At 69.4% G+C, this 12,947-nt stretch carries 8 protein-coding genes; 6 read left to right on the top strand and 2 right to left on the bottom strand.

Annotation, left to right across the window (positions count from 1 at the left end; all coding sequences use genetic code 11):
• The first annotated feature begins 1 nt into the window (after position 1).
• The gene (locus ACUTAF_RS18585) at positions 2-1,249 is read left to right on the top strand and encodes an HD-GYP domain-containing protein (protein WP_445581353.1); all 1,248 of its coding nucleotides are present in this window, start codon (positions 2-4) and stop codon (positions 1,247-1,249) included.
• 69 nt (positions 1,250-1,318) lie between these two features.
• On the opposite strand, the gene ACUTAF_RS18590 is transcribed toward ACUTAF_RS18585, so the two are convergent.
• Both ACUTAF_RS18590 and ACUTAF_RS18595 read right to left on the bottom strand, forming a co-directional pair.
• Positions 1,319-2,167 carry a 23S rRNA (adenine(2030)-N(6))-methyltransferase RlmJ gene (locus ACUTAF_RS18590; RefSeq protein ID WP_445581354.1) on the bottom strand — a complete coding sequence of 283 codons (849 nt, stop codon included), beginning with the start codon at positions 2,165-2,167 and terminating at the stop codon, positions 1,319-1,321.
• Between the two features lie 26 nt (positions 2,168-2,193).
• Positions 2,194-3,081 (bottom strand): LysR substrate-binding domain-containing protein, encoded by an 888-nt coding sequence (locus tag ACUTAF_RS18595; protein ID WP_445581355.1) that lies wholly within the window; start codon positions 3,079-3,081, stop codon positions 2,194-2,196.
• Positions 3,082-3,174: 93 nt separating this feature from the next.
• Here ACUTAF_RS18595 and ACUTAF_RS18600 point away from each other — a divergent pair, with 93 nt between their 5' ends.
• The 5 genes from ACUTAF_RS18600 (at position 3,175) to mscK (ending at position 12,935) form a co-directional block, all read left to right on the top strand.
• Positions 3,175-4,341: a YbfB/YjiJ family MFS transporter gene (locus tag ACUTAF_RS18600; RefSeq protein ID WP_445581356.1), complete on the top strand. Its 1,167-nt coding sequence runs from the start codon at positions 3,175-3,177 to the stop codon at positions 4,339-4,341.
• A gap of 14 nt (positions 4,342-4,355) precedes the next feature.
• Positions 4,356-5,396, top strand: coding sequence for an NAD(P)H-dependent flavin oxidoreductase (locus ACUTAF_RS18605; protein WP_445581357.1), 1,041 nt, complete (start codon positions 4,356-4,358; stop codon positions 5,394-5,396).
• A gap of 316 nt (positions 5,397-5,712) precedes the next feature.
• Positions 5,713-7,515, top strand: a complete 1,803-nt coding sequence (locus ACUTAF_RS18610) for an acyl-CoA dehydrogenase (protein WP_445581358.1) — start codon at positions 5,713-5,715, stop codon at positions 7,513-7,515.
• A 181-nt stretch (positions 7,516-7,696) separates the two neighbouring features.
• The gene (locus ACUTAF_RS18615) at positions 7,697-9,442 is read left to right on the top strand and encodes a potassium/proton antiporter (RefSeq protein ID WP_445581359.1); all 1,746 of its coding nucleotides are present in this window, start codon (positions 7,697-7,699) and stop codon (positions 9,440-9,442) included.
• Positions 9,443-9,590: 148 nt separating this feature from the next.
• Entirely contained in the window at positions 9,591-12,935 is a 3,345-nt protein-coding gene (gene mscK / locus ACUTAF_RS18620; protein WP_445581360.1) for a mechanosensitive channel MscK, read from the top strand.
• The last annotated feature ends 12 nt before the right edge of the window (positions 12,936-12,947 follow it).

Consider the following 12,947-nt stretch of genomic DNA (forward strand, 5'->3'; position numbering starts at 1 on the left):
CATGCCCGCTACCTATATTTCTCCCGAGCAGCTGTGCATCGGGCTCTACGTCCAGCTGGAGCTGAGCTGGTGGGAACACGACTTCGCCTTCAGCGCCTTCAAGATCAAGGACCAGGCGCAGATCCGCGCCCTCCGCGCGCTGGGCCAGCAACGGCTGCGCTACGACCCGGCGCGCAGCGACTGCCCGCCCTTGCCGCTCGTCGAAACCCGCCCGGCCGCAGCCGCCGAAGAGCCTCCCGCCGACCCGCAGAGCCAGGCCCGCCGGCAAAGCGACGATAGGCTGCGCCAGCTGCGTACCCGGCTGGCCGAAGTCGACCGCCGTTTCCTGCAGGCCAGCCAACGGATCAAGACGCTCAACCAGACCCTGCGCAGCCGCCCGGAAGACGCCATGCGGCAGGCCGGTGCGATCGTCGGCGAGATGGTCGAGACGCTGCTCGGCGCGCCCGGCGTGGTGCTCCACGGCATCACCGGCAAGGCGGCGGACGACAGCTACTACCATGCGCTCAACGTCACCGTGCTGGCCCTGCTGCTCGGCCGTCAGCTCGGCCTCGACGGCGAGGCCTGCCACAGCCTCGGCCTCGGCGCGCTGTTGCACGACATCGGCAAGCTGGAAGTGCCGAGCAAGGTGCTGCTCAAGGCCGAACCGCTGAGCCGTCCCGAGCAGCAACTGCTGCAGCTGCATACCGATTTCGGCCTGCGCATGGGTCAGCAGCTGATGCTCGACGACGAGGTGCTGCGCATCATCCACGAGCACCATGAGCACTGCGACGGCAGCGGCTACCCGCGCGGCCTGCGCGAGGCGGCGATCGGTCGCCTGAGTCGGCTGGTGGCGATCGCCAACCGGTTCGACAACCTGTGCAACCCGCTCGACCCGCGCCAGGCGCTGAGCCCGCACGAGGCCCTGGCGCTGATGTTCAAGCAGCAACGCGAACGCTTCGACGAGGTGGCGCTGCGCGCCTTCATCCGCGCCATGGGCGTCTACCCGCCGGGCAGCCTGGTGCAGCTGGAGGACGAGCGCTACGCATTGGTGCTGGGGCTGAATCCGAGCCAGGCGCTGAAGCCGACGCTGATCCTCTACGATGCCGAGGTGGCCAAGGAGGAGGCCTTGATCGTCGACCTCGCCCAGGAACCCACACTGGCCATCGCCCGCAGCCTGCGGCCGGCGCAGCTACCGCGGGAGGTGCTGGAGTACCTCAGCCCGCGGCGCAACCTGAGCTATCACATCGAGCCCAATCAGCAGCCTGGTTGAGCGGCCTGAGTTCCGCAGGGGCCGTGCGCCGCGTAGGGTGCGCCGTGCGCACCGCTCCACTGCACTCGCTCAACCGCCCGGCTTCTCCTCGATCAGCCAGTCCAGGCGCCAGCCGCCCTGGCTCTGCCCGAGCGCGTCGGCCAGCCAGGGCAGCAGCTGCCTGAGCTCGTCCTCCAGGCCCCAGGGCGGATTGCTGATCACCAGGCCCGAGCCGGTCAGCCGGTTGGCATCGTCCGGCGCATGCACGTACAGCTCGGCGCGCAGCAGCTTGGGCGCGGCGCTCTTGTGCAGATCGCGGTAGAAACGCGCCAGCTGGCGTTCGTCCTTGATCGGGTACCAGATCGCGACGATGGCCTGGCGCATGCGCCCGTGCGCCTCGTTCAGCGCTTCGACGCAACGCTGCAGCTCGTCGGCCTGCTCGAACGGCGGGTCGATCAGCAGCAGTACGCGCTTCTCGCGGGTCGGCAGCAGCGCCCGCGGCACGTGCCAGCCCTCGCCCAGGTGCACCGCCACGCGGCGATCGCCGCGCATGTTGTCCTTGAGCAGGCGGCCATCTTCCGGGTGCTTCTCGTTGAGCTGCAGGCGGTCCTGCTCGCGGCTGAGCAGCCGCGCCAGCTCCGGCGAGCCGGGGTAGTAGCGCAGCTCGCCGTCCGGGTTCATCGCCCGCACCACCTCCAGGTAGGCCTCCACCGCATCCGGCAGCTGCGTGGCCTGCCACAGCCGGCCGACGCCCTCCAGCCACTCGCCGGTGCGACTGGCCTGATCGCCGCGCAGGTCGTACAGGCCGATGCCGGCGTGGCTGTCGAGGTAGGCGAACGGCGCCTCCTTGCGCGACAGCAGGGCGATCAGGCGGGTCAGCACCAGGTGCTTGAGCACGTCGGCGTGGTTGCCGGCGTGGAAGGCGTGGCGGTAGTTCATGGCGGTCTCCGAAACAGCCCGCAAGTCTACCCGCTGAACGGGCTTTGCGCGCGCATCAGCTCCAGCAGCAGCGCCAGCGGCGGGTGCTCGCCGGCATCGCGGCGGCGCGCCAGCAGCGTGGTGGTCGCGCCGAGCTCCGCGGCGATGGCCTGGTACTGCACCAGGTGCACGCGCGGGTTGCGCTCGAGCAGGCTGCGCGGCAGCAGGCCGATGCCCATGCCGGCGGCGATACCGGCGAAGATCGCGTCGATCGAGCCGTAGCTCTGCCGCGCCGCCACCTGCAAGCCGCGGCTGGCCGCCCAGCGCTCGAGGCGCTCGCGGTAATGGCAGCCCTCGGGAAAGCCCAGCAGGGTCTGCGGTCGCGCGTCGAGAAGGCCGACATCTTGCGCGGGCGGCAGCACCAGCATCAGCTCCTCCTGCCAGAGCGGCAGGCAGTCGAGCTGCGGGTGCTCGAACGGCCCGCCGATCAACCCGGCGTCCAGCTCCCCGGCCAGCACGCCCTCGACCAGGCGCCGGCTCGGCCCGGTGTTGAGTTGCAGGTTGACCCGCGGCGCTCGCTGGTGGAACGCCGCGAGCAGCTCCGGCAGGCGCACCGCGGCGGTGGTTTCCATCGACCCCAGGCGCAGGTCGCCGCTCCAGATATCCTCCTGCACGCTGCGCCAGGCCGTCTGGCAGAGCTGTTCCAGGTGTTCGGCGTGGGGCAGCAGGCGCTCGCCGGCCGGGGTCAGGCGCAGGCGCTGGCCCTGACGCCGGAACAACCGGGTGTCGAGCTGCTGCTCCAGCTGGCGCAGGCGCGCCGAGACGTTCGACGGCACGCAGCTCAGGCGCACTCCGGCGGCGCTCAGCGAGCCCTCGCGCGCCACGGCGAGGAAATAGCGGAACAACTGCGGATTGAGTCGCTGCCAGGCGCCCATAAACTTCACCAAAAGTGAAAACAGATCGCAGTATTTTTCACTAACGATCAGCCGGCGACAACGACTAAGGTGCGTCGCACGACCGGAGGCCCCATGCCCAGATGCGACCGCGCCCACCTCATCGCCCTGCTCGCCGCCGCCCTGGCGCTGGTGGTGGTGCATGCCCTCGGTCGTTTCGCCTATACCCCGCTGCTGCCGCTGCTGCTCGACGATGGCCTGTTCGATCTGGCCCAAGGCGCCCGGCTGGCGACCTGGAACTACCTGGGCTACCTGCTCGGCGCCCTGCTCGCGCTGTTCATGGCCAATCCGCGCGGGTTGCGCCTGGGCCTGCCGGCGGCGCTGCTGATCAATGCCGGCCTGACCCTGGCGCAGGTATTCACTCGCGACATCGATCTGCTCGCAGCCCTGCGCCTGGCCAATGGCATCAGCAACGGCGTGGTGTTCGTCCTCGCTCCGGCGCTGGTGCTGGAGTGGCTGGCCTTGCGCCGGGCCACGGCGCTCAGCGGACTGGTCTATCTGGGGCTGGGCGGCGGCATGCTGCTGTGCGGCCTGCTGGTGACCATCACGCCCTGGCACGGGCCGCTGCGCTGGCTGCCGATCGCCCTGTGCGCCCTGCCTTTGGCGCTGCTCTGCGCACCGATGCTCCGGCGCCTGGCTCGGGAGCTACCCGACAGGCCGGACGCAGCGATCCAGGGCCGATTGTTCGAAGGCCGCAACCTGCCGTTGCTGATGGCTTACCTGGGCGCCGGCCTGGGCTATATCCTGCCGCTGACCTTCCTGCCCGCCCTGGCCCGCGAACAGCTGCCCGTCGGCCATCCGCTGCTGGTCGGCAACTGGTGGTGGACGGCGCTCGCCTGCCTGGCCTCGGCCAGCCTGTGGAACCAGGCCGGCGCCTGGCTGGGCGACCGCCGCGCCCTGCTGGCCAACTACCTCCTGCAACTGCTCGGCGTGGCCATGCCGGTCCTGCTGCCCGGTCCGCTCGGGGTGATGGCCTGCGCCCTGCTGGTGGGCGGCACCTTCCTAGGCACCGTGCTGCTGACCCAGCGCCTGGCGCGCGCCCTCAACCCCGGCCAGGGCTTGCGTCTGGCGGCGCTGCTGATCAGTCTGTATGGCGGCAGCCAGTTGCTCGGCCCCTGGCTGGTGGGGCACTGGACCGGGTCCGGCCATAGCCTCACGAGCAGCTTTTCCATCGGCGCGGCCGCGCTGCTCTGGGCCCTGTTGTGGGCCTGGCGCGTGGCCGAGCCGCAACCCACCCGCTGAAACGGAGCCATCCCATGTCTCTCACCGCCCTGCTCGGCAGCGAACTGCCCCTGATCCAGGCCCCGATGGCCGGCTCGCAGAACCATCGCCTGGCCGCCGCCGTATGCCAGGCCGGCGGCCTCGGCTCGATTCCCTGCGCCATGCTCGCCCCGGCCGCCCTGCGCCAGGAACTGGAGGCGATGCGCGGCATGACCGAGCGACCGTTCAACCTGAACTTCTTCAGCCATGTGCCGCCCGAGCCGGATGCCGCCCGCGAGGCGGGCTGGCGCGAGGCGCTGGCGCCCTATTACCGTGAACTGGACCTGGACCCGGCTGCTATCGCCGGCGGGCCGGGGCGCCTGCCGTTCAACGAGGAAGCCGCCGAACTGGTGGAGGAGTTCCGTCCGGCGGTGGTGAGCTTTCACTTCGGCCTGCCGCAGGAGGCCTTGCTGCAGCGAGTCAGGTGCAGCGGGGCGAAGATCCTCTCCAGCGCCACCACCCTGGACGAGGCGCTGTGGCTGCAGGAGCGCGGCGTCGATGCGGTGATCGCCCAGGGCCTGGAAGCCGGTGGCCATCGCGGGCACTTTCTCGACTTCGACCTGAGCCGCCAGCTCGGCACCTTCGCCCTGCTGCCGCAGCTGGTCGATGCGCTGTCGGTGCCGGTGATCGCCGCCGGCGGCATCGGCGACGCCCGCGCAGTGAGCGCCGCCATGGCCCTGGGCGCGGCCGGCGTGCAGGTCGGCAGCGCCTTCCTGCTGTGCCCGGAGGCGAGCACCAGCACGGTGCACCGCGCCGCGCTGCAGAATCCGTCGGCGCGCCATACGGCGCTGACCAACCTGTTCAGCGGGCGCCCGGCGCGCGGCATCGTCAACCGCCTGATGCGCGAGCTGGGGCCGCTGAGCGAACGCGCACCGGCCTTTCCGCTGGCCACCGCGGCCATCGCGCCGCTGCGCGCGGCGGCCGAAGCCCGGGGCAGCGGCGACTTCTCGCCGCTGTGGGCCGGGCAGAACGTGGCCAACTGCCGGCCCATGCCGGCGGCCGAGCTGACCCGCGAGCTCGCTCAGGGCTTCGCCTGAAGGCAACCACCGCCCCTGTGGGAGCCACCCCGGCGGCGAATACGGATATACGCCGCCGCAAAATCACAAACCTCGCCCCGGGGCGGGGCTCCTACGAGGTCGTAGGGTGGATCACGCTTCATCGATCCACCATGGACCAGCCCGAGGAACGCAATGGTGGAAATAAACGGCGATTTCCACCCTACGGCGTTGCGACTGCATGGATGCACCCGCCCTCCCCTTGTGCGCCAACGAACGATTATCACGGCCAATGATGATGCTGGGCAGCCGGCCGGCTGGCTGCCTAGACTCGCTCGATCATCTGGAGGCCCGTACCATGTCCGAGACCCTGCTCAGCTCCCGCAACCTGGCGTTCGAACTCTACGAGGTGCTCGACGCCGAGGCCCTGACCCAGCGTCCGCGCTTCGCCGATCACAACCGCGAGACCTTCGACGCGGCCATCGCCACGGCCCGCGGCATCGCCGAAGAGCTGTTCGCCCCGCACAACCGCAAGAACGACGAGCACGAGCCGCAGTACGTCGACGGCGCCGCGGTGCTGATCCCCGAGGTCGAACCGGCCCTGCGTGCCTTCCACGAGGCCGGCTTCCTCAACGCCACCCGCGACTTCGAGGTGGGCGGCATGCAGTTGCCCAACCTGCTGTCGCAGGCCTGCTTCGCCCACTTCCAGGCGGCCAACGCGGCCACCGCCTCCTACTCGATGCTGACCATGGGCGTGGCCAACCTGATCGAGGCCTTCGGCAGCGCGGAACAGCAGGCGCGCTTCCTGCAGCCGATCATCGACGGCCGCTGCTTCGGCACCATGGCGCTGACCGAGCCGCATGCCGGCTCGTCGCTGTCGGATATCCGCAGCAAGGCCGAGCCGCACGCCGACGGCAGCTACCGCATCAAGGGCAACAAGATCTTCATCTCCGGCGGCGACCAGCCGATCTCCGAGAACATAGTGCACATGGTGCTGGCCAAGCTGCCGGACGCACCGCCCGGGGTGAAGGGCATCAGCCTGTTTATCGTGCCCAAGTTCCTGGTCAACGACGACGGCAGCCTGGGCGCGCGCAACGACGTCACCCTGGCCGGCCTGTTCCACAAGATGGGCTGGCGCGGCACCACCTCCACCGCGCTGAACTTCGGCGACAACGGCGAGTGCGTCGGCTACCTAGTCGGCCAGCCGCACCAGGGCCTTTCCTACATGTTCCAGATGATGAACGAGGCGCGCATCGGCGTCGGCATGGGCGCGATCATGCTCGGCTACGCCGGTTACCTCTATTCGCTGGACTACGCCCGCAACCGCCCGCAGGGCCGCCAGCCGGACGGCAAGGACCCGAGCAGCCCGCAGGTGGCCATCGTCGAGCACACCGACGTGCGGCGCATGCTGCTGGCGCAGAAGGCCTACGTCGAAGGCGCCTTCGACCTCGGCCTGTATGCCGCGCGCCTGTTCGACGACACCCACACCCTGGCGACCGCCGAGCAGCGCAAGACCGCCCTGGAGCTGCTCGACCTGCTCACCCCCATCGTCAAGTCCTGGCCCTCGGAGTTCTGCCTCAAGGCCAACGAACTGGCGATCCAGATCCTCGGCGGCCACGGCTACACCCGCGAATACCCGGTGGAACAGTACTACCGCGACAACCGTCTCAACCCCATCCACGAGGGCACCCACGGCATCCAGTCGCTCGACCTGCTCGGGCGCAAGGTGGCGATGAACGGCGGCGCCGCGCTCAAGCAGCTGCTCCAACTGATCCACGGCACCTGCCAGCGCGCCGCCGAGTACGACTCGCTCACCGCCCTGCGCCAGCCGCTGGAGCAACTGCTGGCGCGCCTGCAGACGGTGACCCTGGCCCTGCTCGGCGACCTGATGGCCGGCCAGGTCAACCAGGGCCTGGCCAACTCGGCGCTGTACCTCAAGGTGTTCGGCCACGCGGTGATCGGCTGGCGCTGGCTGGAGCAGGCGATCCGCGCCGAGCAGGGCCTGGCCAAGGGCGCTGCCGGCGACGCCGACTTCTATCGGGGCAAGCTGCAGGCCGCGCGCTACTTCCTGACCTGGGAAGTGCCGGGCTGCCACCACGAGCTGGCCATCCTCGAGGCGCGCGACGATACCTGTCTGGGCATGCGCGACGCCTGGTTCTAAGGCTTAGCGCCTGGTGGGTTACGCGGCGCTCGAACGCCGCGGCAAACCGCTTTGCTCTCCTGCGTCGCTAACCCACCCTAGCCGCGGCGTTTTTTTTGACAGCGGGGCGAAGGCAACGGTTAGAATCCCTGGCACGCGCCATGCATGACGGCGCATTCACCACTAGGCCAGGAGTACGCCGTTGGACGCCAGCGCCATCAACAATCTGTTCTTGATCGGCGCCCTGCTGGTGGCGGCCAGCATCCTGGTCAGTGCCTTCGGCACCCGTTTCGGCATCCCCATCCTGGTGATCTTCCTCGCCGTCGGCATGCTCGCCGGCGTCGACGGCCCCGGCGGCATCGTCTTCGACAACTATCCGCTGGCCTACCTGGTGGGCAACCTGGCGCTGGCCGTGATCCTGCTCGACGGCGGCATGCGCACGCGGGTCTCGAGCTTTCGCGTGGCGCTGTGGCCGTCGTTGTCGCTGGCCACCCTGGGGGTGGTGATCACCGCCGGGCTGACCGGCCTGGCCGCCGCCTGGCTGTTCGACCTGAGCCTGCTGGAGGGCCTGCTGATCGGCGCCATCGTCGGCTCCACCGACGCCGCGGCGGTGTTCTCCCTGCTCGGCGGCCGCGGCCTCAACGAACGGGTCAGCTCGACCCTGGAGATCGAATCCGGCAGCAACGACCCGATGGCGGTGTTTCTCACCGTCACCCTGATCGCCATGCTCGCCAGCGGCCAGACCGGTTTCAGCTGGAACCTGCCGCTGCAGCTGCTGCGGCAGTTCGGCTTGGGCGCCCTGCTCGGCCTCGGCGGCGGCTGGCTGCTGCTCAAGCTGATCAACCGCATGGAGCTGGCCAGCGGCCTCTATCCGCTGCTGGTGGTCAGCGGCGGCCTGATCATCTTCGCCATCACCACCGCGGTGGGCGGCAGCGGCATCCTCGCCATCTACCTGTGCGGCCTGCTGCTGGGCAACCGGCCGATCCGCTCGCGCCACGGCATCCTGCACATGCTCGACGGCCTCACCTGGCTGGCGCAGATCGCCATGTTCCTGGTCCTCGGCATGCTGGTCACCCCCCACGAGCTGCTGCCCATCGCCCTGCCGGCGCTGGGCCTGGCGCTGTGGATGATCCTGTTCGCCCGGCCGCTGTCGGTGCTGCTCGGCCTGTTGCCGTTCGCCGCCTTCCACGACCGCGAGAAGATCTTCATCGCCTGGGTCGGCCTGCGCGGCGCGGTGCCGATCATCCTCGCGGTGTTCCCGCTGATGGCCGGGCTGGCCAACGCCCAGCTGTTCTTCAACGTGGCCTTCTTCATCGTCCTGGTCTCGCTGCTGCTGCAGGGCACCAGCCTGCCGCTGGCCGCCAAGCTGATGCGCGTCACCGTACCGCCGGAGCCGGCACCGGTGTCGCGCGCCGGCCTGGAGGTGCACCCCACCAGCCAATGGGAGCTGTTCGTCTACCGCCTCGGCGCGGAAAAATGGTGCATCGGCGCCACCCTGCGCGAGCTGAACATGCCTGACGGCACGCGCATCGCCGCGCTGTTCCGCGGCCGCGAGCTGCTCCACCCGTCCGGCAGTACGCGCCTGGAGGCCGGCGACCTGCTTTGCGTGATCGGCCACGAGGCCGACCTGCCGGCGCTCGGCAAGCTGTTCAGCCAGGCGCCCAAGCGCGGCCAGGACCTGCGCTTCTTCGGCGACTTCGTGCTCGAAGGCGACGCCGAACTGGGCGCGGTGGCCGCGCTCTACGGCCTCAAGCTGGAAGGCGCCGAAGGCCAATTGCACCTGGGCCGCTTTATCGCGCACAAGGTGGGCGGCGAACCGATCGTCGGCGACCAGGTGGAATGGCAGGGCCTGACCTGGACGGTGGCGGCGATGGAAGGGAACAAGGTGCGCAAGGTCGGCGTCAAATTTCCCGAAGGCAGCCGCCCGGGCCCCGGGCTGTTCCTGTAACACGCTCGTCGCGCCAGCGCCGCAGCCGCGACCGCGCCGGACTCTGCTAGCATCGCAACTGCGCCGGCCCTTGCCGCGAGGGCCGGCGCGGCGGCGCCTGCGGCGGCCGTCCTACACTGTCATCGTCCATTCAGCAGATCCCACGACCATGCCCCTGTTGCGCCTCCCGTTCGTCGCCGCCCTGCTCGCCCTGTGCCTGAGCATTCCCCCGGTTCTCGCCCAGGAGCCGCCCAAGGCCGAGAGTGTGCAGCAGAGCCTCGACAGCCTGGCCGAGCGCAAGCTGCCGGAAGCCGAGCAACTGGCGCTCAAGCAGACCCTGGAGCAGACCCTGCGCCTGCTCAAGGAGCGCGAGGCCAGCGAGCAGCGCCTGGCCGACCTGCGCACCCAGCTGGAAAACGCCCCGCGGCTGATCGCCGAGGCCCAGCGCGAACTCGCCCAGCTCAAGGCCAGCAAGCCGGCGCCGCTGGCCGAGCGCCACGCACGCACCGACCTGGCGCAGCTGGAGCAGCTGCTCGGCGAGCGCTCCAGCCAGCTCAGCGAGTGGAACAAGGCGATCATCGAGGCCAACAGCCTGGTGATCACCGCGCAGACCCGCCCCGAGCGCGCCCAGGCCGAGATCAGCCAGAACCAGGCGCGCAGCCAGCAGATCAACGACAGCCTGAAGAGCGACCGCGACAGCGGCAAACCGCTGAGCGCCGAACGCCGCGACCAGCTCACCGCAGAACTGGCCCTGCTCACCGCGCAGACCCAGCTGCGCCGCCAGGAGCTGGCCGGCAACAGCCTGCTGCAGGATCTGGGCAACGCCCAGCGCGAGCTGCTCGAGGAGCGCATCAAGCGCGCCGAGCAGGAACGTCTGGAGCTGCAGAGCCTGATCAACGAAAGGCGCCGGGCCGAATCCGAGCAGACCGTCGCCGAGCAGTCGCGCGAGGCCGAGCGCGCCGGGTCGGACAAGCTGCTGGCGCGCGAGAGCACGCGCAACCTCAAGCTCTCCGACTACCTGCTGCGCGCCACCGAGCGCCTCAACCAGCTCACCGAGCAGAACCTGCAGACCCGCCAGCAGCTGGATAACCTGGCGCAGGCCGACCAGGCCCTCGACGAACAGATCGGCGTGCTGCAAGGCAGCCTGTTGCTGTCGAAGATCCTCTACCAGCAGAAGGAGGCGCTACCGAGCCTGGCGCAGGAGGACAGCCAGCTGGCCGACGAGATCGCCGACATCCGCCTGTACCAGTTCGAACTGGGCAAGCAGCGCGAGCAGATCAGCAATCCCGAGGCCTATATCGACCAGCTGCTGGCCGACCAGCCCGCCGAAGAGGTCACCCCCGAGCTGCGCGACACCCTGCGCGAGCAGCTGAGCACCCGCCGCGAGCTGCTCGACCGGCTCAACCGCGAGCTCAACGCCCTGCTCAACGAGTCGATCACCCTGCAGCTCAACCAGAAGGAGCTGCGCAGCACCGCCAGCGGCCTGCGCGCCACCATCGACGAGCAGATGTTCTGGATTCCCAGCAACAAGCCGCTCGATTTCGAATGGCTCGAGGATGCGCCGCGACGCCTGCAACAGCAGCTGGAGAGCCTGCCCTGGAGCCTGGCGCTGCGCGAACTGGGCGCCGGCCTGCTCGAGCGGCCGCTGGTGTTCCTGCCGCTGCTGCTGCTCTGCGCCCTGATCCTCTGGCGCCGCCAGTACCTGTTCGGCAAGCTCGGCGCCCTGCACCGCGACATCGACCACTACAAGCACGACAGCCAGCTGCACACGCCCATGGCACTGGGCCTGAACCTGATCCTGGCGCTGCCCGGCGCGTTGTTCCTGGCCCTGTGCGGCTATGCCCTGCTGGCCGATGCGCGCGGGCAGAATCTCTACCTGGGCCCCGCCCTGTACGAGATGGCCCAGGCCTGGCTGGTGTTCTACACGCTGTACCGGATTCTCTCGCCCGACGGCGTCGCCGTGCTGCACTTCCGCTGGCCGCCGGCCAACGTCGCGTTCTTCCGCCGGCGCGTACGCAGCCTGGGCCTGGTGGTGATGGCGCTGGTGGCAATGGTGAGCATCGCCGAGCACCAGCCGGCGGGGCTGGCCGGCGACGTGATCGGCATCGGCGTGGTGCTGAGCTGCTACGCGCTGATGGCCTGGCTGCTGTTCAAGCTGCTGCTCGATGCACCGCTGCGGGAGAACACCTCGGCGCTGCGCTCGTTCGTCGGCCTGCTGTTCAGCCTGCTGCCGCTGGCGCTGATCGTCGCCGTGGGCTTCGGCTACTACTACACCGCGCTCAAGCTCAGCGATCGCCTGATCGACACGCTGTACCTGCTGATCATCTGGCTGTTGCTGGAGGCCACCTTCGTTCGCGGCCTCGGCGTCGCCGCGCGGCGCCTGGCCTACCAGCGGGCGCTGAGCAAGCGCCAGGCGCAGAGCAAGGACGGCGGCGATGGCGAGGCGGTGGTCGAGGAGCCGACCCTGGACATCGAACAGGTCAACCAGCAGTCGCTGCGCCTGATCCGCCTGGCCCTGCTCGGCGGCTTCCTGGTCTGCCTCTACTGGGTCTGGGCCGAGCTGATCGGCGTGTTCGCCTACCTCGACAACGTGTCGCTCTACGAATACAGCAGCGGCAGCGGCGATACCGCGACCCTGGTGCCGATCAGCCTGATGGACGTGCTCGGCGCGCTGATCATAGTTGCCATCACCGTGGCCCTGGCGCGCAACCTGCCCGGCCTGCTCGAGGTGCTGGTGCTGTCGCGCCTGAGGCTGGCGCAGGGCAGCGCCTACGCCACCACCACCCTGCTGTCCTATGCGCTGGTCGGCATCGGTATCGTCAGCACCCTGTCCACCCTCGGCGTCAGCTGGGACAAGCTGCAGTGGCTGGTGGCGGCGCTGTCGGTGGGCCTGGGTTTCGGCCTGCAGGAGATCTTCGCCAACTTCATCTCCGGCCTGATCATCCTGTTCGAGCGCCCGGTGCGCATCGGCGACGTGGTCACCATCGGCAACCTGTCCGGCACGGTGAGCAGGATCCGCATCCGCGCCACCACCATCACCGATTTCGACCACAAGGAAATCATCGTGCCGAACAAGACCTTCATCACCGGCCAGTTGATCAACTGGTCGCTGAGCGACACGGTCACCCGCGTCACCGTCAAGGTGGGCGTGAGCTACGGCTCGGACCTCGACCTGGTGCGCAAGCTGCTGCTGCAGGCCGCCCAGGAGAACCCGCGGGTGCTCAGGGATCCGGCGCCGCTGGTGTATTTCCTCAACTTCGGCGAGAGCACCCTGGATCACGAGCTGCGCATCCACGTGCGCGACCTCGGCGACCGCAACCCGGCCACCGACGAGATCAACCGCTTCGTCGACCGCGAGTTCGCCAAGCACGGCATCAGCATCGCCTTCCGTCAGGTCGACGTGTACGTGAAGAACATCGACGGCGAGAAGCAGCTGGAGCACAGGGACCTGATCAAGGCCGCCGCCGCCGGCGCAGCCGATTCCATCAACCCGCCGCCCGCGGCGGCAAGCTGACAGGCCGAGCCG

This window comes from Pseudomonas sp. SP16.1, from assembly GCF_052682975.1.